General features: G+C 54.7%; 24 protein-coding genes and 3 pseudogenes. 17 read left to right on the top strand and 10 right to left on the bottom strand.

Going from position 1 to position 24468, the window contains the following annotated elements; genetic code table 11:
• Nucleotides 1-44 precede the first annotated feature (44 nt).
• From VE934_RS16260 to VE934_RS16245, 5 genes and pseudogenes are all read left to right on the top strand, one after another.
• Nucleotides 45-338, top strand: a complete 294-nt coding sequence (locus VE934_RS16260) for a multiubiquitin domain-containing protein (protein WP_324889412.1) — start codon at nucleotides 45-47, stop codon at nucleotides 336-338.
• The gene (locus VE934_RS16255; RefSeq protein WP_324889410.1) at nucleotides 313-1515 is read left to right on the top strand and encodes a ThiF family adenylyltransferase; all 1203 of its coding nucleotides are present in this window, start codon (nucleotides 313-315) and stop codon (nucleotides 1513-1515) included. The genes VE934_RS16260 and VE934_RS16255 overlap by 26 nt, the downstream gene beginning before the upstream one ends.
• Nucleotides 1512-1766 (top strand): annotated as a pseudogene (locus tag VE934_RS18195) (DUF6527 family protein); the annotation flags it as partial. The gene VE934_RS16255 and the pseudogene VE934_RS18195, both read left to right, overlap by 4 nt.
• Before the next feature lie 18 nt (nucleotides 1767-1784).
• The gene (locus tag VE934_RS16250) at nucleotides 1785-1964 is read left to right on the top strand and encodes a hypothetical protein (protein ID WP_324889408.1); all 180 of its coding nucleotides are present in this window, start codon (nucleotides 1785-1787) and stop codon (nucleotides 1962-1964) included.
• A gap of 694 nt (nucleotides 1965-2658) precedes the next feature.
• Entirely contained in the window at nucleotides 2659-3255 is a 597-nt protein-coding gene (locus VE934_RS16245) for a recombinase family protein (RefSeq protein ID WP_324889405.1), read from the top strand.
• Between the two features lie 81 nt (nucleotides 3256-3336).
• Here the strand turns inward: VE934_RS16245 and VE934_RS16240 are convergent, their stop codons facing one another.
• The 3 genes from VE934_RS16240 to VE934_RS16230 form a co-directional block, all read right to left on the bottom strand.
• Nucleotides 3337-4299, bottom strand: a complete 963-nt coding sequence (locus tag VE934_RS16240; protein ID WP_324889403.1) for a hypothetical protein — start codon at nucleotides 4297-4299, stop codon at nucleotides 3337-3339.
• Between the two features lie 431 nt (nucleotides 4300-4730).
• Complete coding sequence (locus VE934_RS16235; protein ID WP_324889399.1) at nucleotides 4731-5657, bottom strand: hypothetical protein; 927 nt, start codon at nucleotides 5655-5657, stop codon at nucleotides 4731-4733.
• Nucleotides 5658-6091: 434 nt separating this feature from the next.
• Nucleotides 6092-7471 carry a tyrosine-type recombinase/integrase gene (locus tag VE934_RS16230; RefSeq protein ID WP_324889393.1) on the bottom strand — a complete coding sequence of 460 codons (1380 nt, stop codon included), beginning with the start codon at nucleotides 7469-7471 and terminating at the stop codon, nucleotides 6092-6094.
• 307 nt (nucleotides 7472-7778) lie between these two features.
• Here VE934_RS16230 and greB point away from each other — a divergent pair, with 307 nt between their 5' ends.
• Nucleotides 7779-8342, top strand: a complete 564-nt coding sequence (greB, locus tag VE934_RS16225; RefSeq protein WP_324889392.1) for a transcription elongation factor GreB — start codon at nucleotides 7779-7781, stop codon at nucleotides 8340-8342.
• A 6-nt stretch (nucleotides 8343-8348) separates the two neighbouring features.
• On the opposite strand, the gene VE934_RS16220 is transcribed toward greB, so the two are convergent.
• From VE934_RS16220 to VE934_RS16205, 4 genes are all read right to left on the bottom strand, one after another.
• Complete coding sequence (locus VE934_RS16220; RefSeq protein ID WP_324889388.1) at nucleotides 8349-10589, bottom strand: bifunctional (p)ppGpp synthetase/guanosine-3',5'-bis(diphosphate) 3'-pyrophosphohydrolase; 2241 nt, start codon at nucleotides 10587-10589, stop codon at nucleotides 8349-8351.
• A 109-nt stretch (nucleotides 10590-10698) separates the two neighbouring features.
• Complete coding sequence (gene rpoZ / locus VE934_RS16215) at nucleotides 10699-10902, bottom strand: DNA-directed RNA polymerase subunit omega (RefSeq protein WP_135262476.1); 204 nt, start codon at nucleotides 10900-10902, stop codon at nucleotides 10699-10701.
• Nucleotides 10903-10946: 44 nt separating this feature from the next.
• Nucleotides 10947-11567, bottom strand: a complete 621-nt coding sequence (gene gmk, locus VE934_RS16210) for a guanylate kinase (RefSeq protein ID WP_324889384.1) — start codon at nucleotides 11565-11567, stop codon at nucleotides 10947-10949.
• Between the two features lie 43 nt (nucleotides 11568-11610).
• Entirely contained in the window at nucleotides 11611-12528 is a 918-nt protein-coding gene (locus VE934_RS16205) for a YicC/YloC family endoribonuclease (protein ID WP_324889382.1), read from the bottom strand.
• Nucleotides 12529-12596: 68 nt separating this feature from the next.
• On the opposite strand from VE934_RS16205, the gene VE934_RS16200 reads away from it, so the two are divergent.
• The 5 genes from VE934_RS16200 (at nucleotide 12597) to hemW (ending at nucleotide 17214) form a co-directional block, all read left to right on the top strand.
• Nucleotides 12597-13604: a serine/threonine-protein kinase gene (locus VE934_RS16200; RefSeq protein ID WP_324889380.1), complete on the top strand. Its 1008-nt coding sequence runs from the start codon at nucleotides 12597-12599 to the stop codon at nucleotides 13602-13604.
• Nucleotides 13601-14503: a PP2C family serine/threonine-protein phosphatase gene (locus VE934_RS16195; protein WP_324889379.1), complete on the top strand. Its 903-nt coding sequence runs from the start codon at nucleotides 13601-13603 to the stop codon at nucleotides 14501-14503. Before VE934_RS16200 ends, VE934_RS16195 begins: the two co-directional genes overlap by 4 nt.
• 99 nt (nucleotides 14504-14602) lie before the next feature.
• Complete coding sequence (rph, locus tag VE934_RS16190) at nucleotides 14603-15331, top strand: ribonuclease PH (protein ID WP_324889377.1); 729 nt, start codon at nucleotides 14603-14605, stop codon at nucleotides 15329-15331.
• 42 nt (nucleotides 15332-15373) lie between these two features.
• On the top strand, nucleotides 15374-15973 hold the full coding sequence (gene rdgB, locus VE934_RS16185; protein ID WP_324889375.1) for an RdgB/HAM1 family non-canonical purine NTP pyrophosphatase: 600 nt from the start codon (nucleotides 15374-15376) through the stop codon (nucleotides 15971-15973).
• A 5-nt stretch (nucleotides 15974-15978) separates the two neighbouring features.
• Entirely contained in the window at nucleotides 15979-17214 is a 1236-nt protein-coding gene (hemW, locus tag VE934_RS16180; RefSeq protein ID WP_324889373.1) for a radical SAM family heme chaperone HemW, read from the top strand.
• Between the two features lie 24 nt (nucleotides 17215-17238).
• Here the strand turns inward: hemW and VE934_RS16175 are convergent, their stop codons facing one another.
• Nucleotides 17239-19245, bottom strand: coding sequence for a hypothetical protein (locus tag VE934_RS16175; protein ID WP_324889371.1), 2007 nt, complete (start codon nucleotides 19243-19245; stop codon nucleotides 17239-17241).
• A 452-nt stretch (nucleotides 19246-19697) separates the two neighbouring features.
• On the opposite strand from VE934_RS16175, the gene VE934_RS16170 reads away from it, so the two are divergent.
• Nucleotides 19698-20522 carry an outer membrane beta-barrel protein gene (locus VE934_RS16170; protein WP_324889369.1) on the top strand — a complete coding sequence of 275 codons (825 nt, stop codon included), beginning with the start codon at nucleotides 19698-19700 and terminating at the stop codon, nucleotides 20520-20522.
• A 146-nt stretch (nucleotides 20523-20668) separates the two neighbouring features.
• Here the strand turns inward: VE934_RS16170 and VE934_RS16165 are convergent, their stop codons facing one another.
• A complete protein-coding gene (locus tag VE934_RS16165) occupies nucleotides 20669-21049 on the bottom strand; it encodes a hypothetical protein (RefSeq protein ID WP_324889367.1) in 381 nt (126 codons plus the stop codon).
• On the opposite strand from VE934_RS16165, the gene VE934_RS16160 reads away from it, so the two are divergent.
• The 5 genes and pseudogenes from VE934_RS16160 to VE934_RS16140 all read left to right on the top strand — a co-directional run bounded on the left by VE934_RS16160 (nucleotide 21048) and on the right by VE934_RS16140 (nucleotide 24336).
• Complete coding sequence (locus VE934_RS16160; RefSeq protein ID WP_324889365.1) at nucleotides 21048-21575, top strand: L,D-transpeptidase; 528 nt, start codon at nucleotides 21048-21050, stop codon at nucleotides 21573-21575. The two genes, VE934_RS16165 and VE934_RS16160, sit on opposite strands and share 2 nt — an antisense overlap.
• A 612-nt stretch (nucleotides 21576-22187) precedes the next feature.
• A pseudogene (locus VE934_RS16155) lies at nucleotides 22188-22307 on the top strand (dTDP-glucose 4,6-dehydratase); the annotation flags it as partial.
• Between the two features lie 53 nt (nucleotides 22308-22360).
• Nucleotides 22361-23248 carry a glucose-1-phosphate thymidylyltransferase RfbA gene (rfbA, locus tag VE934_RS16150; RefSeq protein WP_324889363.1) on the top strand — a complete coding sequence of 296 codons (888 nt, stop codon included), beginning with the start codon at nucleotides 22361-22363 and terminating at the stop codon, nucleotides 23246-23248.
• On the top strand, nucleotides 23248-23793 hold the full coding sequence (rfbC, locus tag VE934_RS16145; protein ID WP_324889361.1) for a dTDP-4-dehydrorhamnose 3,5-epimerase: 546 nt from the start codon (nucleotides 23248-23250) through the stop codon (nucleotides 23791-23793). The genes rfbA and rfbC overlap by 1 nt, the downstream gene beginning before the upstream one ends.
• Nucleotides 23794-23832: 39 nt before the next feature.
• Nucleotides 23833-24336: pseudogene (locus tag VE934_RS16140) on the top strand (hypothetical protein).
• A gap of 20 nt (nucleotides 24337-24356) precedes the next feature.
• On the opposite strand, the gene VE934_RS16135 reads toward VE934_RS16140, so the two are convergent.
• On the bottom strand, nucleotides 24357-24468 hold a 112-nt coding region (locus tag VE934_RS16135), incomplete at its 5' end, for an IS3 family transposase (protein ID WP_324888687.1).

The raw sequence follows: 24468 nt of genomic DNA, 5'->3' as shown, positions 1-24468 counted from the left end.
GATAAACAGGTTCATTTAACCAGACTTAACGAGGTAATACCCATATGAGTCACGCAATTAAAGTCCATTCTGACGATGGCAGTCACGGCGCATCTTCTGCTTCCAAAAAGGAGGTTCGCATCTTCGTAAACACACGTGAGTTCATGGTTCCGAAGACGAGACTTACTTACCAGGAACTTGTGGAGATGGCCTATCCAGGAGACGTTCCCGGCCCCGACAAGGTCTATGAGATCACGTACAGCAGCGAACACGGCCCCGATGGCTCAGTTGGCGTTGGCGGCGAAGTCAAACTGAAAGAAGGGATGGTGTTCAATGTCGGCATCACAAATCGTTCTTGATCCGTCGATCAGCCCTCTGATTGAGCTGGGGTACGAAGTAGCCATCACCAAGGGCCACTTGATGGTGCTCAACGTGCCTTACGTTGACAGCAACAAACTGGTCCGTCGGGGTACGTTGGTTTGCAATCTCGGGACAACGATCTGTCCGATGGGTCCACCGCCGCATCATCAGGCGTGGTTCGTTGGAGATGTACCCTGTTATGCGTCTGGTATGCCGATGGAGGGGCTAATTTCCCAGCGCGGCCCTATTCACTTGTGGGAGGGAATGGTAGCCAGCGTGTATTTCTCTAACAAGCCTATTGGTGTCAGTCAATTCGCGACCTATGCGCAAAAGATGCAGCATTACATCGGCTTGATTGAGGCGCAAGCCGGGGTCATTGAACATGGAGTCAGTGCAAAAACGCGCAAAAACTACTCTTACTCCAAGGAGGCAGAGGTGTTTAAGTACGAGGACATGGCATCAGTGCGCGCCGCAATCATTGCTGTTACCGACAAGCTGCGCACGGAAAAAATTGGTCTGATTGGACTTGGCGGCACAGGTTCGTACATCTTGGACTTGGTTTCCAAGACCCCTGTTGGGGAGATTCACATGTACGACGGAGATCAGTTTGAAACCCACAATGCGTTCCGAGCACCGGGTGCTGCAAGCGCAGAAGACTTGGCACGTAAGCTTTCCAAGGTTGAATACTTTGCCGAGCGCTACGCCCCAATGCGCAATGGGATCGTAAGTCACAACTGCCGCATCACTGCGGACAACCTACAGTTGCTTAGCGAGTTGGATTTCGTCTTTGTTGCGGTGGACTCTGGCCCATCACGGCGCTTAATTTGTGAATACCTGCAGGCAGTAGGTATCCCCTTTATCGATGTCGGCATGGACTTGCAAATGAACCAGGAATCGATTGGGCTTCATGGAATGTTCCGGGTTACGCTGAGCACTCCAGAACAGCACAAGCACTTCTTTGAAAGTGTGCCGACATTTAATGATGAAGGCGATGACCTCTATCGCTCCAACATCCAGGTTGCTGACATGAATATGTGCAACGCGGCGCATGCGGTGATCTGCTGGAAACAGTACCGCTCTTTTTATCTAGAACATAGGCGCTCTCATCACCGTGTATTCACAGTGTTCGACCAGAAATTGCACCTGCGGGTTGTAGCTTCAAAGGAAATTGAGTGAGAACGCAAAGAGTGAAAGTCGAGTTCGTTGAGTCGGCCCCTCGGCCACTCAGCGAAGGGGTTCTGTACATTTCCGACCGCTTCCGGACAGCCCTGCATTTGTGCTGTTGTGGTTGCGGTAGGGAAGTGGTGACCCCATTGAATCCAGCAGGGTGGGCATACAAGCGAGATGCTGGGACGGTCACCTTAAAACCGTCCATCGGAAATTGGTCTTTTCCCTGCCGCTCGCACTACCTCATTATCAAGAATGAAGTGGTTTGGGCTAAGCCCATGACTGCTCAACAGATTGCGATGGTCAAAGCCAAAGATGCGCACGCTAAGAAGGTGTTAATTGATCGCAGCAATGCGACCAAGACGTCGGCAAAAATAGAGTCCCTCGTAGCCTCAGGATTAACGTCCTTAGCGGGTGAAGGCCTGTTTATTCGTGTGCGCCGCTGGTTGGGTATGTGACAGCCGCCAAGCTGCATAAATATTGCAGCGTTAAAGCTGATGGCAACGAGCATCATGCAGCCTGACTCTTAATCTGACATGTTTAATCAGGCCTCCGCATATGTCCTTGATCAGATCGAGCATATGGTCAAACCCCTGTGACCCGCCGTAATGAGGGTCTGCAACCACTGGGCTGTCTTGCCACATACAAAATTCGGTAAGCCCTCGCACATTGGCCTGATTTTTGGTGGTCTGACTGATGGTCTAACTGGCTGCTCAGGGCGACCTTTCGGTATCAGTTTTTTCGAAATTCCGCTCGTTCATTTATAGAAGGACATCATCCAAGTAGGAGTGGCAGGGGGAGTGTGTAGCTGCCATCGCCACTTTGAAGCGGCTTGCCAACCGATTCCGCTTGTTTCGCTGAATAAATGCGCAAGAAGCGTACAAGACGTGCCGACTTAACAGCGCCAAGTCCCATTCAGTAGCCAGTCTTGACGCTGCTACCGGTGTTTTAACGGCTCTGGAGCGGCTTTCCTGACCAGCAATTGCCGCCGCTGTCCGGAATTGACGTATCTATTTGAAGTACACGCTAAATAGACGGTTTCGAGCCGCACCAGTAGTGTCTAAATAGACTCCAAATTTCAGTTTATTGACATATTCCAGAATGACTCTTAGAATTCAAATAGACGCTAACTATTTGAATATGGAGTTCCACATGAGTGCAGCGAAGACCGCCAGCGGCGGCAAGCGTATTGGCTATGTTCGCGTCAGTAGTGCGGATCAAAACGATGCACGCCAACTAGACGGCGTGGTCCTGGATAAAACCTTTACCGATAAGGCCAGCGGTAAAGACACCAATCGGCCCCAACTTCAAGCAATGTTCGAGTTTGTGCGCGAGGGCGACCATATCTATGTGCACAGCATGGACAGGCTTTCGCGCTCACTGCGTGACTTGCAAGAGGTGGTGGAGTCGATGACTGGCAAGGGGATAAGCGTTACCTTCACCAAGGAAAACTTGACTTTCGAGCCCCCTGCGACTGGAGCAGATGCCCACAAAACAGCGTATTCCACTTTAATGCTGCAATTGCTGGGTGCGGTCAGTCAATTTGAGCGCGCACTGATTAAGGAGCGGCAACGAGAGGGGATAGCGATTGCGAAAAGCAAGAAGCTATACAAGGGAAGAAAACCGGCCCTGGACAAAGCGGCGGTCGCGAAACTGCAGCAAATGGTCGCCGAAGGCATGTCTAAAGTGGAGATATCCGAAACGCTGGGAATTTCGCGAGCTAGCGTATACGTGTATTTGAATGCTTGAACACATTCTGAAGCCACTAATCTTTCGAGAGTCAAGCACGCAGCGAAAGCCGACTTTTGAAACTGAGGTTGATTCGGAAAGCTACTCTGTCAGCGTTTTCAGTAGTTGCTTGGGGTCTTCTGCCGCCAAGCGATCGAAGAAGTCGTCTCCGACAGCCGGTGATGTTGGGGTCCCCGTTGCGGTAACCCCATTTGGCGCAATTGTCTTCAAGAGAAATTTTCTTCGCCAATCCGAAGGCCGCGTGAAGTACTCGTTAAGCCTGCCGGTAAGTACACCGCTCTCGGTAACAAATAATCCTCGAAAAATGCAAAGGCAGTACCTCTCTACGGCATCCGTCGTTGGGAACGCTTCTTTAATTGCGGCTTCATCCAACTTGCGAAGTAAATTCTGAGCCGAGGCAATTAATGACGTGATTTCTTTGGGTACTGGTGTCTTTTTCGACTTGAAGTTGTCGAGTGCCAGTTTGATGTTTAGGTGAGAATATGCTTCGGAAATTGCGACTTCATTTTGAAGAAGTTTCTGCGATGCATCAGATAGCTTGGCATCTCGAATTGATCCATGAACAGTACTGTTGCGCCACTTCGCCAAAAATTCGAGAAGTGCAATATGCAGGGGTTCATCAACTTCTAGCTCTTTTGCGATGGCAAGCGCGCGCTCATGCAAACCATATGCGCCCCCTTGGTTTGAAGGCCTGGTAACTGCTTTGGTTGCGATCTGCTTGGTGCTCTCAGAAAGAGTTATCCACGGCTCACTTGAGATATCTTCAATGTACTGGTCGACGACATCGTATGCCAACGCAGTTGCGGCCAAGCATGCGAAGAGCCTCGCCTGATCGGCCACTTGTTTGGCTACTTCACTGCTCTCTGGGGCCTTCCAAGTTACTGCAAACCCGCCAGGTAGTTGTCCTTTTCCGGCCGCGATGTGCTCAAGGCCAACAAAAATAGTGTTGAGTCTGTATGTAGCACTGCCCATTTTTCCTTGCAAGCGCCTAAAGGATGAGCTGCGCGAGAAGGCAAGTTGTTGTTTCCTATCGAGTTGAGGCATGCTAATAAAATTTGGTACGGGCAGGAATCGAACCTACCGTCTCGCGATGTAATGTGCGAGCTACAGCTCGATGAAAAGCGCGAATCTTGACCTTTAAACGACGAACCGAACGCGACTTTAATCCAATTTAGCTCACCCGACGAATTCTCTTTGCACTAAAAGAATCCCAGAATGGTTGACAAATGCATTTCAATTGATTTGTGTCTGGAAACAGACATCGTGATGGCCGTATGCCCTCTCTGCAAAACAGAAAAGGACTGTGTTCAGTCTGAGGGCGTCACACAAATGAAATTTGCAGACAGCGTAAGCCATATCGCGCGAGCTAACTGAAAGCTGACTTTTGCATGAGAGTGCATTGGGTCAACAGTAAAAGTAGTACCTTGGCGTCGTGGTCAAAGTTGGCTCGACTTGCTAGCAATTCACTGAATGCACTAACCCTTCCAAGCGCTAAAGCACCTGTGGATTGGCTGACGCATTGGGTCAATTAAATCTGCCTCTGCCAATGCAGCTTCTGACCAAGCTAAGTAAGCTTGGCGCTCATCACCTACCCAGTCTGGGTGTCCCGCCATTGCCTCGACAAGGTTACGAATGTCCTGAGCATGGCGCAAGTTGGTTGCGGCATCGACAATTTCTTTTTTGATCGCTTCCTTCCTGGCTTTGGTTGCGGCCAGGCGCCGCTCTTGTTCTTTGCGCTTGCTTTCGGCAATTTGAGCCAACATCTGGCTTTTGCGTTCAACTCTTCTTTCGTAGATTAAAAAATCGGTAGTCCGCATCTGGGTTTCGGCAAGAGTGAGTATTGCCTTGATGACGTCGTCAAGGCGCCGTTCAATTTTCGCGACAGGCTCGTCCAAAAAGTCTGCACTTTTGTCGTTGCTGCCCACGCGAAGTGTTGTAACACTACCCCGTGGCAGGTCACTATTCCCCTTGGGGTTCTCAGGTTCAAGAATTTGAAGCTGAACACTTGATGCACCGATGGAGATACGCGCGACGAGATGATGAATGTGACCCACTCCTTGAATCCATGTTTCCCTTTCAACGACATCGCAGACCGCCTGAATGGAATCCAAGATGGTAAAGATACTGCTAAAAATGCGTAGCTGGCGCTGAAACCTGGGCTCCAAAAAGTGCGGCTTGTAAAAAGACCAATCTCTATCTTTAAATTTTTCCGCTCTGTTCGCCTCAGAACGAAGCACACGGCGTAAACCACGATGTGGTTCTGATAAATCTCTCTTGGCGCGAAAGGGACCAAGGCGTGCAAATGCGGTTTGCACTATCCAGTCGACGGTGTGCTCATAGGTCGGAGGCGATATTTCTGCGTCTAGATCGACTGGGCTATTCCACAGCTCGTGATGATTCATCGTACGAATCTGAATCAACTCTCTTTGGCCAGGTAGCCGGAGTGGCAGGGGGACTATTGACGCTTTGCCACTAGCTGCCTTCCTTGCCCAATAGCCAGGCGGCGGTGCTGGGATGCACTCTCTGGCGCATAATTTCCCGATAGCGACATCGGAAATTCCCCAGATACGCGCGAGCTTCGACCGTGGTTCGCGCCATACCAAGGCATGCAAGTCCGTGCGAGTTATTGATGTCGGCTTTTGAACTGTCATATTTAACTGTCGGCGTATTTTTTAGCGCCAGATAGGTTGCGGATGGGTGCGTGCAGTGCCCAAGGAGGGCTCAACCAGCGCCTTCCGGAATGCCATGGCTGCGGCATTAACTGACTCAGCTTCAACGCTCTTCAATCCGTCGATAGCCACTTTTCGGCGATTGTCTTAGTGAGAAAGTCGGCGGGCTAGACTGGAATCCATTCGGCTAGTTTCTCCCCAAGAAGATTAAATGCTGCGGCTTGCTGATCAAGTCTGCGATCTTGGATGTAGACCCTTCCCATCTGGCTCGCAATCATGTGATTCAGGCATTCGTCAATCACATCTGTGCTTACTCCGTGCTTTGCCATAACTGTTGATCCTGACCGCCTTAGGTCATGTGCAGTCCAATGCCCACCTGGCAACAATAGTGCTGTCGTGCTGTGTGTACGGTTGGTCATCTGCTGCTCAGCAGGGCGTTGCCGGTCACTCAGTTGCTTGCCGAAACTTTTTATGCAGACGGCACCATTTCTACTTTTGTTTGGAAAAACCCATGGGAGGAGCTTGCCACTCTGCCTTGAATCGCTGTTTCGGAGTTCTAAAAGCTGTTGGAACAATTGCTTTGCGTAGGGTGACAAATGGATGGTGTGTGGTCTTTGATTCTTAGTTTCTGGTAGGTGCCAAGTCGACGCCTCTAGGTCGATATGCTCCCACGTAGCGCCCATCAATTCGCTGATCCTGCAACATGTAGCCAAAATCAGTTTTACTGCAATTTCGCCTCGGCGAGTCATACCCGCTTTTTTTAGTCCGGTTGCCAGTGCGCGTATTTCAGGCTCTTCCAGATTCCGCTTGCGAACGACATTTGCACCTCCGACTTGACGTTTCGTTATGGTGTCCAGCGGGTTCCTGTTAATAATTTCGCGGGCCAGTGCAAACTGGAACATCTGCTTTAAATCTGCCAACAGCACATTTCCGGTGCGTAGCTTGCCCGCTTTTTTGGTGTCATCCAGGATTTTAAAAATGTCTGCTTTCGTGACCAGTTTCGCTTCCTTGTCACCTATCGGACCAAAGACGCGACGCTCGAATTGCTCCTTTGTGTACTGGCCACCATCTTTACGGCCAACACGTTTACCTTCTTTTGTCGTGTGAGGTTGTAGTTCGACTTCTGCCCACTGATTAAATAGTGCCTTCACGGTGATTCTTTGCCTGATTGCGAGTTCTTCTGCAACCTTGGCGGCAGCTAGTTCTTGCTTCGTTGTTTCAACGGCAAAAGCCTTCTGCGCCTCGATTTCGATGAAGTGTTCTCGTAGGTCGTGCACGCCGGTTTGGTACAGAGTGGAAAGCTCGGCTGCTCGCTTATACGCGAGGGCCAATGTCAGTCCGCCGGCCTTTCCTTTTGGGTGGTAATTGCCAATAGGCAGAAATGGACGCTTGCCCTTTGAGTCTGTGTAACGGAAGTAGAAAAGTCGCTCACCAGTTGACGTGATTCGGCCCAAGAAGACCCCGGTGCCGCGTTTAAAGGGTTGCGTAATCCACTGATCCGCCTCCTTCGGTGAGGCTTGCATTGCTCTGTCGGTGATGGTGGTCATGTGTACTCGGATGAAATCAATAGCCACCATTTTAAGTCCTGGTCACCGTTCCGTCACCGTTGTACGCTTGCTTACGTGGATGTCGCTGGACCGCGCTGGACTAATTATTCTTATAAGTGATTGATTTAATTGAATATTAGTGAAATTCGCTTTTTTCTTTGCAGGGAAAATTACTAACCTTTATTGACTACGAACCAAGGGGTAGTGGGTTCAATTCCTGCCAGCCGCACCAAACGGATGCCTCTAGAACAGTGATGTTCTAGAGGCTTTTTCGTTACGATGTCCCATTTGCCTGCCTCGGGCTTCCATGAGCAAAGCTTTCAACAAAGAAACCGACTCAGACGACGATGACGACTTGTCATTGCCGCCTTTGCCCGCTGGCGGAAAAAACTACATCACGCCGCAAGGCTACGCGCGGATCAAGGCCGAGTTGCTGGACCTGATTGATAACGAACGACCCAAAATGGTGGAGGTTGTCCATTGGGCTGCCAGCAATGGCGACCGTTCCGAAAATGGCGATTATCACTATGGCAAGAAGCGCCTGCGCGAGATTGATCGACGGATCCGGTTTTTAACCAAACGAATGGAAATAGCCGAGATTTCAGACCCTTCGGTTCATCGGGGCAGTGATCAGGTGTTTTTTGGCGCGACGGTTACCTATGCAGACGAGCAGGGTGCGGAGCAGACGGTGACTATTCTTGGGATCGATGAAGCGGAAAGTGCGCTGAACCAAGTCAGCTGGATTTCCCCTGTGGCGCGTGCCTTGCTCAAGGCCCGGGTCGGGGACGAAGTGAAACTGCTCACGCCAGCGGGAGCGAGAGACATCGAGGTTCTTAAGGTGCTGTATCCGCAGCCCGCAGTCCAGCACTGAAGATTTTCAGACGCCGGGTTTGGCGCGTTGCACGCGCAGAACCGAGGGTGTTCGTTTGACGGTTCGCATGACTGAGGCCAGGTGCACACGGTCACGCACCCCTATGCCAAAACGCAGATCAGTCGCGTCTTGCGCTGATTCTTGGGCCATGTCCACATGTGTGATGTCGGCCTCCGCGCTGGTTAATGCAACGGCCACCCGCGCCAGCACGCCTTTTCCGTTGGTCACGGTCACCAACAAGCCGGTTTCAAAAGTGCGCGAGGGCTCGTCTGACCAATCCACGGCGATAAAGCGCTCGCTATCGCGGTGCTGCAGTTTTTTGGCGACTGTGCAGTCGTCGGTGTGAACCGTCAGGCCTTCACCACGGCCCAGATATCCCACAATGCTGTCACCCGGAATCGGGCGGCAGCAGGTAGCAAATTTCACTGACGCGCCTTCGCTTCCATCCAATACCAGTGCGCCTTGCGAAATGGATTCATGGGCCGTGTATCGCTCGCGGCTCATCAGGAGAGGATCCGGTTTTTCGCCGGTTTCAGCCAGCAGGGTGACGATGCGTTTGGCAACCATGCTGGCAATGCGTTTGCCCAGTCCGACATCGGTGAGCAAATCAGCTCTGGACCGGTTTCCCGAAAAGCGCAGTATTTTTTCCCAGGTCGTGTGGTTCTTTTCGTCGTCGTCGGGGAGCCGCTCAATGCCTTCTGCCCGCAACGCCTGGGCCAGCATTTTTTCACCAAGCTCCTGCGACTCGCTGAGCGCCATGGTCTTGAGATGATGCCGAATTTTTGAACGGGCTTTGCCAGTGCGTACAAAACCCAACCAGGCCGGGTTGGGGCTGGAGACTGAGGCCGTGATGATTTCGATCACGTCGCCATTGCGCAATTCGGAGCGTAAGGGTACCTGCTCACCGTTGACCTTGGCTGACACCGCCCGGTGGCCAACATCGCTGTGAATGGCATAGGCAAAATCGACGATCGTCGCGCCGCGTGGCATGGCCATGATCTGGCTTTTGGGTGTGAACACGTAGACGGCGTCGGGAAACAGGTCAATCTTGACGTGGTCCCAGAATTCGGCGGCATCGCGCGTTTCGTGCTGAATGTCCAGCAAGGATTGGAGCCACTGTGTTCCCAGCCGCTGGGAGGCATCACTATCAGGATCAGTAGCCTTGTAGAGCCAGTGCGCCGCGACGCCCGACTCGGCCACGATGTGCATGGCTTCGGTGCGCATCTGGAACTCGATGCTGGTGCCGAATGGGCCGACCAGCGTGGTGTGCAGTGACTGATAGCCATTGACCTTGGGGATGGCGATGTAGTCCTTGAATTTGCCCGGCAGCGGTTTGTACAGCTGATGCAACACGCCCAGTGCGGTGTAGCAGCCTGTGACACCGCCTACGATGATGCGAAAACCGTAGATGTCTGTGACCTGGGCAAAGGACAGGTGTTTCTCATCCATCTTGCGGTAGATGGAATACAGGGCCTTTTCGCGCCCATAAATGTGCACCTGCATGGCCGCATGGCTAAAAGCTGCATCCACCTCCGACTGAACCCGCTTGATGACATCCCGCCGGCGCCCGCGCGCCCGCGCCAGGGCTTTGGTTAGCGTGGCGTAGCGCCAGGGGTACAAGTGCTGAAAGGCCAGATCCTGTAACTCTCGGTAGGTTGAGTTCAAACCCAGGCGGTGGGCAATGGGGGCGTAGATGTCCAGAGTTTCGCGGGAAATCCGGGCCCACTTATTTCGCGGCACATCGCCCAGCGTCCGCATGTTGTGGCTGCGATCAGCAAGCTTGATGAGAATGACGCGCACGTCCCGGGCCATGGCCAGCAGCATTTTGCGGAAAGACTCCGCCTGGTTTTCTTCGCGGGTGTTGAACTCCAGCTTTTCCAGCTTGGTAAGGCCATCCACCAGTTCGGCAACGGGCGCCCCAAAACGTTCAATCAGTTCAGGTTTGGTGACGCCGCAATCTTCAATGGCATCGTGCAGCAGCGCAGCCATCAGGGCCTGGGCGTCCAGTTTCCACTCGGCACACTGCTGGGCGACGGCGATGGGGTGGGTGATATACGGCAGGCCGCCGTTGCGGATTTGTCCCAGATGCGCTTCGTCCGCGAAGCGATAGGCGCGCCTGACATTGTCAACATCGGCGGCGCTCATGTAGTCCAGCTTGGCGGTCAGCGCGGCAAAACTCGCCGCCGCGGCGTTGGCCGCGGCCGGGGTCGACTTGGTGCTGACGACGGGTGAAACCAAAGCGCTCATGCCTTAAATGTATCGCGACAGCTATAAAACATGCAAAGAGCGGTCTTTAAGGCGTGCTGAAATGAAAAAAGCACCGCTGTTGCGGTGCTTTTTGAAAGTAGGGACTGACTCAGCCGGGTACTTTTTTCAGCATTTCCAGGCCGATTTTGCCATCGGCGATTTCGCGCAAGGCAGTTACGCCGGGCTTGTTTTTGCTCTCAATCTTTGGCGCATGTCCTTGGCTCAGCATGCGGGCGCGGTAGGTAGCGGCCAAAACCAGCTGAAAGCGGTTGGGGATTTTTTCCAGGCAGTCTTCAACAGTGATGCGGGCCATGAGAGTCTCCGGTTTAAATTGCAATATCGGGAATGTGTAGCAGCTCAGGCAATGTTCAGGGCCTTGAAGGTCTCGGCACGGGCACGGCGTTGTGCCGCAAACTTGAGTCGCTGTGCATGAACAATGGTTTTCAGGTCGAAAACCGCTCGTTCAAATAACTCGTTGATTATAACGAAGTCGAATTCGTGGGCTTGTTCCATCTCAGTGGCGGCGTTTTTCAGCCTCAGTTCAATCACATCGGGTGCGTCTTCGCCACGTCGCTGCAGGCGCGAGCGCAACTCCTCCCAGCTGGGCGGCAATATGAAGATCAGCACAGCATTGGCGAAGATGCGCTTGATGTTGACCGCCCCCTGAAAGTCGATTTCCAAGATGACATCAGCGCCGTGGGCCACGCGCTCCTCAATGGTTTGGCGGGATGTGCCGTAGCGCTGTCCGTGCACATGGGCCCATTCCAAAAACGAATCCCGAAGAACCATGCCGTCAAACTCTTCCGGCGAGATAAAAAAGTACTCGCGGCCATGCTTTTCCTGGCCTCGGGGTGGCCGCGTGGTGTGTGACACCGCCGGTTGCACGCGCGAGTCCAGCTCCATCAGGGCTTTGACCAGACTGGATTTCCCAGCACCACTGGGCGCGGCGACGACAAACAGGTTTCCTGGGTAATCCATAGGCTGGTTTTTTTAATGGTTATGGGCTCAGTGCGCGGCGGGGCTACTCAATGTTCTGAACCTGCTCGCGAATCTGCTCGATGAGCACTTTCATATCCACCGAGACATGGGTGAGCTCCAGGGAGGTTGATTTTGAGCCCAGTGTGTTGGCTTCCCGGTGCAGCTCCTGGATCAGGAAATCCAGCCGTTTGCCCACTTCCCCGCCATTGGCCAGCAGTCGGTCAATTTCGTCAAGATGGGATGAAAGACGGGTGATCTCTTCAGCCACATCAATGCGTATCGCAAAGGAGGTCGCCTCCAGCAGGGCGCGGTCTTGGGCGGCTTCTGGCAAGGTACTGCCGTCGGTCAAGGCCATGGCCTCCTTCCAGCGCTCCATGAATCGGGCCTTCTGCTGCTCTACCAGCTTGGGCACCATGGGAACGGCCTGTGCGGCGAGTGCCCGCAATTGTGCAGTCCGATCCCGCAACATTTCCGCAAGCCGTGCGCCCTCGCGCTCTCGAGCGGCCAGAAGCTCTTTTAGCGCCTTTTTGGCCAGCTTGAGCAGCTCGTCGCTGTAGTCGTGTGCGCTTTTGTCTTCACCTGCCGCCATTCGCAGGATGTCGGCCACACTCAGCGCCGCTGCACCCGGAAGCCATGATCTGACGGTGTCTTCCATCGAGCCCAAGCGCTGCAAGGTTGCGCTTGCGGGGGCGCGAAGGCCATTGCCCTGATTGCTTTCGAGTGAAACGCGCAGTTCGACTTTGCCGCGTTTGAGCTTGCCGATCAGCGCCTCACGCAAGGCGGGCTCCGTATGCCGCAACTCGTCCGGGAGCCTGAAGGCTAGGTCCAGGAACCGGCTGTTGACGGAGCGTATTTCTACTCCCAGGCGGGCATTGGCATCCGGGCTGGCGTCGGTTTCTGTAGCCGTCCGCGCGGGGCTGGACTGGACGGTTGCATAGCCCGTCATGCTGTAAACTGACATTTAGTAGTACGCTCTTCTTAAGAAAAACAGGACCGGGTGATCTCATCACCTGGCGTCAATCCCGAATTATGTCAAAGGTCAAGCCCGCGCCACTTCCACCGGATACCGTCATCGGCGGCTATCGCGTGGTGCGCAAGTTGTCGGCGGGCGGTTTCGGGGTAGTTTACTTGGCTGTTGACAACGAAGGCCAGCAGGTTGCCATCAAGGAATACCTTCCTTCATCGCTGGCCAGCCGCTCGGCCGGAGATTTGTTGCCGCAGGTGCAGCCCGAAAAGCTGTCGCTGTACCGCTTGGGTTTGAAGAGTTTTTTCGAGGAAGGGCGCTCACTGGCGCAAATCTCGCACGCATCTGTGGTCAGCGTGCTGAATTTCTTCCGCGAAAACGAGACCGTTTACATGGTGATGAATTATCTGGAGGGCGGGACCCTGCAGGATTTCATCATCACTGCGCGCGAACTGAAAAAGCAGAAGGTGTTTCGGGAGTCCACGATCCGTTCACTATTTGATGAAATCCTGCGAGGATTGCGCATCGTGCATCAGCACAAGATGCTGCACCTGGACATCAAACCAGCCAACATTTTCATCACCGACGACAACAAGGCCGTGATGATCGACTTTGGCGCGGCGCGCGAGGTCTTGAGCAAAGAGGGCAACTTCATCCGGCCCATGTACACGCCCGGTTTTGCCGCGCCAGAAATGTACCGCCGTGACTCGTCCATGGGCCCCTGGACCGACATCTACGCCATCGGCGCCTGTATTTACGCGACCATGCAAGGCTATCCACCCAACGACGCGCCTCAGCGCCTGGAAAAAGACCGTTTGTCCCTGGCGCTGTCACGGCTTCGCGGTGTGTACTCTGACAACCTGATCGAGGTTGTGGAGTGGTGCATGTCGCTGGACCCGCTGTCCCGGCCTCAATCAGTATTTGCGTTGCAAAAAGAGCTCAGTCGCGAGGGCGAGCGGCGATACACCAAACTCACGGTGGGCGAAAAAATGCGTCTGCAGTTTGACAACATGGTGTCAGACACCAAGAAAACCGCGCGCAAGGCAACCGGCTTCGCCACCAAATTCAAATGAAATTCTCAGTTTTTCAGGTTAGTCGAAAAGGCGGGCGCGAAAAAAACGAAGACCGCATGGGCTACTGCTACACGCGGGAGTCCGGTCTTTTTGTGCTGGCAGATGGCATGGGTGGGCATCCGGAAGGGGAGGTGGCTGCCCAGTTGGCGCTGCAAACCATTTCTGCGCTTTACCAAAAGGAAGCGAAACCGGTGGTCAAGGACCCGACCGAGTTTTTGTCTTCCGCCCTGATGGCGGCGCACCACCAGATCATTCGATACGCGAGTGAAAAAGGAATGCTCGACACCCCGCGCACCACGCTGGTTGCGGCGATCCTTCAGGATACCGGGGCGACCTGGGTTCACTGCGGGGATTCGCGGCTGTATGTGATTCGCAATGGCGAGATGCTGACCCGTACGCGTGACCACTCATACCTGGAGCAGCAAAACGCCGGCATCATCAAACTGGACCGCGTGAACCGGAACATTTTGTTCACCTGCCTGGGGTCGCCGTCCAAGCCAGTGCTGGACATCGCCGGCCCGGTGGTTTTGCAGCAGGGCGATAAATTAATGCTGTGTTCGGATGGCCTCTGGGGTAGCCTCACCGACGCCGAAATTGTGCGCCACATGTCATCCAACAGTGTTTCGGATTCCGTCCCGGATATGGTCGAGCATGCCCTGCGCAATGGCGGCGAGCACAGCGACAACGTCACCGTGCTGGCGATGGAGTGGGAAACGCCAGACGCTTTTGAGTCCACACGCGGTGTATCGACTGACAGCATCATGGACGGCGTGTTTGCATCCACCATACAGGCGGGTGTGCTTGATGGCAGCATCGAAGACCTGGACGACGCGGCGATTGAGCGATCAATTGCCGAAATCAACGAAGCGATTCGCCGCTCCGCCGAAAGAAAAGCCTAACATTTCAGCTGCCGCTGCCGCTGCTGCAGTGGCGGTTTGCAGGCCAGAGCCTCCCCCGATTTTACCGTCCGGCGTAATGACGCCAGAAAGCCCCAGCATATGAGTTCATTTCAACGAAGCAGCGCACGTGCTGCAGACCAGTTGCGCCCTGTGCGTATCACCCGTGCTTACACCTCCTATGCCGAAGGTTCGGTGCTCATCGAGTTTGGCAACACCAAGGTGCTGTGCACGGCCTCGGTTGAAGAAAAAGTGCCTGGCCACAAAAAGGGCAGCGGCGAAGGTTGGGTCACTGCCGAGTACGGGATGCTTCCGCGCGCGACGCATACGCGTAGCGACCGCGAAGCCGCGCGTGGCAAACAAAGCGGCCGCACGCAGGAGATTCAGCGCCTTATCGGCCGGTCGATGCGCGCAGTGTTTGATCTGAAAAAGCTGGGCGAAAGAACCATTCACCTCGACTGCGACGTGATTCAGGCCGACGGGGGCACACGCACCGCCAGCATCACCGGCGCGTTTGTGGCAGCGCAAGACGCAGTTAACAAGTTGATCGCCGAAGGAAAGCTCAAGGAAACCGCCATCCTTGGCCACGTGGCCGCGATATCGGTCGGCATTGTGCAGGGCGCGCCCTTGCTCGATCTGGAGTACATCGAAGATGCGGGCTGCGATACCGACATGAATGTCGTGATGACGGGTGCCGGGCACTATGTAGAGGTGCAGGGTACAGCGGAAGGGGCGGCCTTTTCGCGCAAGGAGATGGACGCCTTGCTGCTACTGGCGGAAAAAGGAATCAGTGAGTTGGTGCAGATGCAGAAACAATCGCTACTTAATTGATAGCAAACTATTGCCACCGATAAAGGGCAAAGTGCCGTTTTCATGAAGATCATCCTCGCGTCAAACAATCCGGGCAAGCTGGCCGAGTTGCAGGCCATGCTGGTTCCCCTGGGTGTCACCTTGATCCGGCAGTCTGATCTGGGTGTAACCGAGGCTGAAGAACCTTTTCGCACTTTTGTTGAAAACGCACTTGCTAAAGCACGCCATGCCGCGCAGGCCAGTGGCCTGCCCGCATTGGCCGATGATGCCGGCTTGTGCGTGGATGCCTTTGGCGGGCTGCCTGGCGTGGACACTGCTTTTTACGCCACGCGGTTTGGCTATGAAAAGGGCGATGACAACAATGTGCGTGCCTTGCTGGAGCAGATGGCGGATATTGAGCAGCGCCGCGCTGCGATGGTCAGCACCCTCGTGGCTGTGCGTTCGGCTGACGACCCTGAGCCGCTGATCGCCGTCGGCCGCGTGAGTGGCGAGATTGCCCGCGTTCCCGCTGGCACCAACGGTTTCGGATTCGATCCGGTGATGTTCATTCCGGAATTTGGCAAAACCTTTGCAGAGCTTCCGGTGGAAGTAAAAAACGCCAACAGCCACCGGGGAAAAGCCGTCAGCCAGATGATGAACCTGATGCGTGAGCGTTGGCTCTGAGTCTCATGGGTTTTCCGATACCAGTCGTCAGCGCCCCTGCTGAGGCCTCCGGCGCGATGCAGGATATCCAGCACTACATGCGGGAAGGGACTCTCAGGCTGAGCGCATTGCCTCCGCTGTCCTTGTATGTACACCTGCCGTGGTGCCTCAAGAAATGCCCTTATTGCGACTTCAACTCGCATGAAGCAAAAGGGGAACTTCCTGAGCGGCATTATCTTGATGCGTTGATGGCCGACCTCGAGGCTTCGCTGCCACTGATCTGGGGGCGCACGGTGCACAGCATTTTTATTGGTGGAGGCACGCCCAGCCTGTTTTCACCGCAGGCCATAGACAGGCTGTTGGGGGATATCCGCGCGCGGATTCGACTCGAAGCGGATTGCGAAATCACGCTCGAAGCCAACCCCGGCACTTTTGAGAGAGATCGGTTCAAGGCCTTTCGCCATGCAGGGGTGACCCGGCTGTCGATTGGCGTGCAAAGCTTTGATGACCAGCATCTCAAAGCGCTGGGCCGAGTGCACGACCGGGCCCAGGCCATCGCCGCAGTTGAGGAGGCGGCGCAATCGTTTGACACCTTCAATCTCGACATGATGTACGCGCTGCCGGGCCAGACACTTGAAAACCTGGAGCAGGACATGCGCCAGGCGCTGGCGCTGCAGCCGCCGCATATTTCCATCTATCACCTGACCGTTGAGCCCAACACCTACTTCGCCAAATATCCGCCGACACTTCCGGAAGAGGATGATGCGTACGCCATGCTGGACCGCATCACGGAGATGACGGGCGCAGCTGGCATGGACAGATATGAAGTATCTGCCTACGCCAAACCCGGTCACGCTTGTTTGCACAACCAGAACTACTGGAAGTTTGGTGACTATCTGGGCATAGGCGCAGGCGCGCACAGCAAACTTAGTTTTGCGCACCGCGTGGTGCGCCAGGTGCGTTTTCGGGATCCCCGGCTCTACATGGAAAAAGCGCTGGCTGGCACACCGCTCGCGCGGGAAAGCGAAGTCAGCCGCGCTGACCTTCCGTTTGAGTTCATGCTCAACGCCTTGCGTTTGCGTGCGGGTTTCAAGCTGCACGACTTCGCCGAAAGAACCGGTTTACCCCTGACTGCCATCGAGGCCGGCCTGAAAGAGGCTGAGCAAAAAGAGTTGATCGAGAGGGACTTCGCGCACGTCCGGCCAACGGCCAGGGGGTTCGATTTTCTGAACGATTTACAGCAGCTTTTTTTGCCCGAGTGATCGCGCTGCGGCTGCCGAGTCGCTTTATCGGGGTTGAACGACAAAGGCGAGCGAAGTACCGCTACCCGCCTTCACGAGCCAATGCGCGCGGTCTTCGACAACGGCGCCCGCTCCTGATTCGATGATGGGTTGAAGCGGACTGCGTGATTTAGGGATGAGCCACACCATTTCTTTCAGGTTTTCGGGATGGCTGGCCCGGAAACGCGTTGCACCTGATTCGGTACGAACTTCGATCCAACTCACTTTTATGCGGGTACTCATGAAATCGGCCAGACGCTCTGGGGTGTACCAGCGAAAGTGGTCGGGACCCTTGGCTTTGGCGTACGCGAGTAGATCAAGCAGCACGTCTTTCCACTCGTAGGCCCAAGGTGGGTGCATGTAAATCAGGCGACTTGTATTTTTTTCGATGACAAAGTCGACCATGTTGTGGTACCAGTCAACGATCTGTTTCTTGGGTACTTTGTAATACTCAAACTCGTCAAACACCGCATAGCGGCCCTGCGGCGTTACCGGAAAGATCCACATGTTCGGATTGCGAAGCTTTCCATCGCGGTAGTGTCGCGTGGGCCCCAGCCCCGTGTGTCCGGTGAAATAGGCGCTGACCACCCCTTGAGCTTCCAGCCAGTCCATCGCCCAGGTCGCGTTGTTGCCCTGGGGCGCGGAATAACTTCGCATGGGCTGGCCGATCACACGGTCAACGGAAGCCTTGTTCAATTCAAGGAAAGGCAAAAACTCAGCCTTGTTGTTTTCATCGGCCCCGTCGCCGTAATGGTCATGTATCCAGCCGCCGTGACTGCCAATCGAGTGGCCGCGACTGTGGAGTCTTTGAAGGATGCCTTGGGCTACCGGGTTGTTATCCAGATTCCAGCCCAGGCGGTCCCCAAATTCGATGGTGTCGGGTCCGGCCGTGATGTCAATCGAGAACGGGCCGCCATCAAAGACCCCGAGCTTCTCCAGTGCCAGGGTTGGCACCTGGGCTGCCATGGAATCAAAGTGCCAATTAAGGACCAGCCCTGGTATGGCGTCAGGCATGGGAGAAAGCCGCGCCATCTTGACAACGTGCTCCACAAAGTAACGCAGGAAACCGTGCATGGGCAAGCCGTCCGTACGCAGCTTCAGGTAGGTGACTGGCATGTTGACAAAGAGTACGGTGCCTTGTCCATACTTTTGCACTCCTGCGGCAACGCCGAATTCGGGAGACCTCGCGAGAAGAGTTCCGGGAAACTGTCCTTGAGTCGCGAAGCTGGGATACGTGAGATTTCCGTGGATGTATCCGCTGTAGGCGTCCTCGTCCCAGTAGGTTTCTGTGGGGTTGGTCGCGGTGGCAGTGGGCACAGGCGTTGTCGCGGGTTGCGCTTGATCCGTCTTGGCGACGGGGGAGGAAGATGCGCCGTTGTAGGGAAGTGATTTTCCAGGTGGCACCAGCAAGTCACGCAAGGACTCCCGCTTGGCGACGATGGGCCCCAGGCCAGTCGTTTTCTCGCGCAGCTCTTCGTAGAGGGCGTATTCAACGCCTGCGATATCGCTGAGACGAGAGTGTGAATCCGGATAAACAAGACGACCAAAGCTGTCCCTCTTTAGCACGCCAAAGTCGTACACCAACATGGTTTGACCGCCGTCCCGGGTGTAGCTGCGAATGGCACGAATCAAATCGTCACTGGCGGCACGGTGTATCCCGTCCGGAAGTACAAGGCCTGCAAAACCGAGCGCTTGGGTTCCCAGTGATTTGAAATTGCGATCGGTGACTGGCCTGAGGCGCACGCCCTCTTCAGAGGCTGCATCGATCCAGGCTGTCACGCGTGGATCGCTCACGGACTGCCCGTCGGGCACCAGCATTAAAAGCACGCCCGGATCAGGCGCAGTTATGACTGGAGGATAGTCCTGGGCGTTTGTCTGGGGGGCGGCATCGGGCTCCTGCTGTTGTGCGGTACATGCGCCCAGTGCCAAAGCTACGCCCGCTGTCAGGCATAAGTGGCGCAAGAATCGGCCAGCCTTGGCAGAGGGTTTCACGGTGACGAGGGAGAGAAGCAAAGCAGAACAGGTGCGGGTGAAAATCAAACAGCGGAGAGTATCCGCGGGTTGAAGATGCGCCTGCGTCAGTAAATTACCCGACTTCGTGAGAGGCCTTGATTCAAATTACGCCCAGGCTCAATCAGAACGTCTTCTCGCACTTGCTTTCAAAAAAGCTCGCCGGAGCGCTGTTGACGGGCTCTGACAAAACGACCCAGGTGACGCTAGATGATTGATGCGTCCCGACATGGTCCGTCTTCCCCGACGGCGTTAACTTATGTGCACTGTTGTTTTTTGGCTATGAAATTTCACCACGGGATTTTTTCCTACAGGCGGCTGGTTACCAGCGAAACATACTGAAACCTGAGTCAGCGCTGGTGTGCAACATAGATTTTTCAGATCATCCGAGCCGCCAGCAAAGAGTCCACTCCATTTAGTTTTTTTTCGCAACTTTTAATCCTCAGGAGAAGATGATGAACGCCTTGAAATTCACCGCAGCTAAGCGTCAGCTCAGTCTGCTCGCGCTAGCTGGCTTGGCAACCCTCGGCAGCACCACGGTGTCCGCACAGCAAGTTGTCGGCCCCTATATTGGCGCCAACCTGGGTGCTACTCGCTCCGACTTCAACAACGGCGACGTTAATCGCTACTTGTTGAACCGTGGCTTCACCGTGAACTCGTCATCGGAAGACAACAGCAGCACCGGCGGCAAGCTGTTTGGCGGCTATCAATTTACGCCTTACTTTGCCGTAGAAGGTGGTTATTTTGATTTGGGAAAATTTGACTACAGAGCCAATACAACTCCGGCCGGTTCATTTGGTGTCAACAACCGCATCCGCGGTCTGAATCTTGATTTGGTAGGTACCGCGCCTTTGACGGACAAGTTCTCCGTGTTCGGTCGTATCGGTGCCGCCTACGCCCAAAATCGTGCGAACTTCGCAAGCACTGGACTGGTCCCTGCGTACACTGGTAGCACCCGCACCAACGACACCAACCTCAAGTTGGGTATTGGCGTCCAATACGCGATCACCGAGGCTCTGGCTCTTCGTGCCGAACTTGAGCGCTATCGCATCAATGATCCGATTCGCAACCGCGGCCATGTCGACATGGCGTCCGTTGGCCTGGTCTACCGTTTTGGCCCCAAAGCCCAGACGCCTGTGGCTTATGTCGCTCCTGCGCCCGTCTATGTAGCCCCGCCAGCTCCAGTCGTGGTAGCCCCACCACCTGCTCCAGCTCCAGTGGTGGCACCAGCACCTGTGTATGTCGAACCTGCCCGTCCAGCGAAGCAGGGTCGTAACTAAAACTTAACGTTTTAGTGATTCGTGTAATGGCGCGGAGGTGAAAACTTCCGCGCCATACTTACGTCTGGGGTAAGCCCGGGGCGGCACGGATCGAGGGATAGGCGTAAACTGAAAAACTAGACCGGCACGGGTGTGGTTTAGGCCTTTCAACGATTTGCTTTGCCCTGCACGTACTTTTTTGCACACAGGAACATCACGATGCGAAGCCCGCGAAAACAGAATACGGTCGACATGTTGGCAAGCAGCGCCCGCAAGCTTGGCCTAATGCTGAGGCAATGCATGTTGCTCACTCTGATCCCCGCTGGGGTTTTGCTGCAATCTGTTGCAGCTGCGCAGAACTTGCCCGCGCCGAGTGCGCCGGATGCTCGCGTCGCCATGCCTGCCACGCCCGCCGCTCCTGCCGAGTCGCAGCAGGCCCCGGGTTCAATCAAGTTGGCAAATTTTGGGCAAGAGACGGCGTCATTGGAAGCCCAGAAACTGGCGGATTGGGTGGTGGATTCAGCCAACAACACCAGATTGCCTTTCATGATTGTCGACAAAGTGCAAGCCCGGGTGTTTGTCTTTGACGCTCAAGGGCAGTTACGTGGCGCCGCCGCAGCGCTGCTGGGCATGGCGATCGGCGATGATTCCGCTCCCGGCATCGGCGAGCGCAAACTGTCCAGCATTCGTCCCCACGAACGAACCACGGCCGCTGGCCGTTTTGTGGCAAATCTGGACCGCGACATTGATGGGAAAGAAATTCTCTGGGTGGACTATGACTCCGCGCTTTCGCTCCATCGGGTGGTGACAGGAAGCCCAAAAGAGCGTCGCGCTGAACGCCTTGCCTCGCCTACGCCACAGGACAACCGTATTTCGTATGGCTGCATCAATGTGCCGGTCAAGTTTTACGAAAACGTGGTGAGCCCGGCGTTTACGGGCACCAACGGCATCGTGTACATATTGCCGGAGACTCGCTCGGCCCGGGAAGTTTTCGGCTCTTACGATGTTCGGGATTCTTCTCGCCGGCAAGCCTCAGCAGGGGTTGCGCCGGCAAACGCTTCCGCAACAAGATAATTCCGGCGCTCTTGAGCGCATGGACTGTACGCTGGGTCCTTCGCGCTTTTGATGCTCCGGGGTGTGGGCGGAGCGGAGACTACTTGATTGGCGTTTCATATGCTTTCACCAGAGCCGCATTAGGCCGCCGGTGGCACTTCTTCGGTTGCTTGCGGTACTAGCCCTGATATTCGGTGTTGCAGCGATTGCAGGTAGCGCTTATGGCCTAGACCAATTCAGCAATGTTATTGACCTGTAGCTTGCCGTAGATCCCGGAAATGGTTACGGACCGTCGCCGGTGATTTGTTAAGTTGCGCTGCGATCTTCTTGTGTGTCAAACCCTTGGAGATTGGTTCTGAAATTGTTGGCAGCCTTTGCTCACGGTACTGGCCGGTGCGGTACTGTACATTTAAATTGCAATTACTTTGGGATGGTCTCAGTTTGAGAAGCAGGTATAAGAAAATATTTCTCGCGTGATGGAACAACGCTATCGGTTACAGCCGCGCAGGTGGCCATCCGTGTGTTGGACAGCGCAAGTAGCCTGATGAGCTGTGCGGGGTTATCGTAATGTCGCAATGTCGCACTAGCGCACTTTTATGTGTCCAAGCTGACGGATGATGCCCGAAAGCTTGACGGGAGCTAGGCTGGAAAACAGCTGAAACGTTTGATTCCGGCATTCGCAAGACGGTGCAGTGGTACTTGAACCACCCCGAATGGGTGGCGGAGGTGCAAAGCGGTTCCTACCGAGACTGAGTGAAAAAGCAATACGTCACCAACTAAACAAAACTAAAACGGCGGTAATCACGATGACTTCAACACGCAAAGGCATCATCCTGGCGGGGGGCTCAGGTACCCGGCTCCACCCTGCCACCTTGGCAATAAGCAAACAACTGCTGCCCGTGTACGACAAGCCCATGATTTATTACCCGCTTAGCACGCTCATGCTGGCGGGTATCCGCAACATATTGATCATCGGTACGCCACAAGACACACCGCGCTTTGCGCAACTGCTGGGCGATGGGGGCCAGTGGGGCATTAACCTGCAATACGCCGTTCAACCGAGTCCCGACGGGCTGGCACAGGCTTTCATCATTGGTGCTGACTTTATTGGCAGCGATCCGTCTGCCCTGGTACTGGGCGACAACATTTTCTATGGACACAACTTTCAGCAGCTTATGGCTAACGCCGAGGCACGAAATGTGGGAGCCAGTGTGTTTGCCTACCACGTTCATGACCCCGAGCGCTATGGTGTGGCGGAGTTTGATGCCGCAGGCCGTGTGCTCAGACTGGAAGAAAAGCCAATGCAGCCCCGGTCCAACTACGCGGTGACAGGCTTGTATTTTTATGACAACCAAGTGGTTAATTTGGCCCGCCACCTCAAGCCATCGGCGCGCGGCGAGTTGGAAATTACTGACCTCAACCGCCTGTATCTGGATCGAGAGCAATTGAACGTCGAAATTATGGGCAGGGGCTTTGCTTGGCTCGACACGGGTACCCATGACAGCTTGATGGACGCTAGTCAGTTTATTGCCACGCTGGAAAAACGCCAGGGTCTCAAAGTTGCTTGCCCTGAAGAGATTGCCTATCGACATCGCTGGATTGACGCTGGGGCACTGGAGAAACTAGCGCAACCGATGGCCAAAAACGGATACGGTCATTATTTGGTGGGTCTATTGAAGGAAAAGATATTTTGATGAAAGTAACGCAAACCGCTATCGCAGACGTTTTGGTTCTTGAACCGATGGTGTTTGAAGACGAGCGGGGTTTCTTTCTTGAGAGTTTCAATGTGCAAGCGTTCAGGGATGCCACGGGTTTAAATGTTGATTTTGTGCAAGACAACCATTCCAAGTCGGCTCGGCATGTATTGCGTGGCCTGCATTACCAAATTCAGCAGCCGCAGGGCAAGCTAGTGCGGGTGTTGCAAGGCGAGGTGTTTGATGTGGCTGTGGACTTGAGACGGTATTCGTCTACCTTCGGGCGATGGGTGGGTTTGCATCTTTCGGCTGAAAACAAAAAGCAGTTCTGGGTTCCTTCAGGCTTTGCCCACGGCTTTGTGGTGTTGAGCGAGACGGCCGAATTTTTGTATAAAACCACAGACTATTACTCGCCTCAGCATGAGCGCTGCATCTCGTGGAACGACCCCGGGATTGGTATTACTTGGCCTGAAATGGGGGTAGAGCCTTTGCTTTCAGCTAAAGACCAACAGGGCTGTAGTTTGCGCGAAGCGGTTACTTTCTGAAGATTTGAGTAGTTTTTTTGAATTTGCTGCAAACCGATTATGAAAATAGCAGTGATAGGTACCGGGTATGTCGGCCTTGTAACAGGCTCTTGCCTGGCCGAGCTGGGCAACAAGCCTTGACTTGGACACGGCAAAGTTGAAGCCTTAAACACAAACGGTATCCCCATTTTCGAGCCCGGCTTGCAAGAGCTGGTGCGCACCAACGTTGCGGCGGGGCGACTGCGCTTCACCACCAGTGTGCTAGAGGCCGTGGCTTTCGGCCACATTCAGTTCATCGCGGTCGGCACCCCGCCCGAGGAAGGCGGCAGCGCCGACGTGCAGTATGTGCTCGCAGCTGCCCGCAGCATTGGCCGTCCCATGGTGGAGGAGAAACTGGGGGTCATCAAAGGCACCGTGCCAGTGGACAGACACCCTGAGCAATATCGAGAAGCTTACGTTCAGCGACACCAGCGTGCTTCTAAAGTCTGCCAGATCCGACTTCGACGGCGACATCAAGAGCGACATCCTGCGGCGCAACGCTGCTACGGGAGCAGCTGGACTTGACCCGCTTCCGTAGACACATTTCAGCTTCCAGTGCGAAGCTGCTCGAATGCCAGCGGGCTCAGAAGGTCAAGATGACTGTGCCTGCGAACTCGATTGTAGAAACCCTCGATGTAATCAAACACGTCTGACTTG

Source organism: Polaromonas sp. (assembly GCF_035638815.1).
Classification (GTDB): domain Bacteria; phylum Pseudomonadota; class Gammaproteobacteria; order Burkholderiales; family Burkholderiaceae_C; genus Polaromonas.
This window is presented reverse-complemented; position numbering and strand designations above follow the sequence as displayed.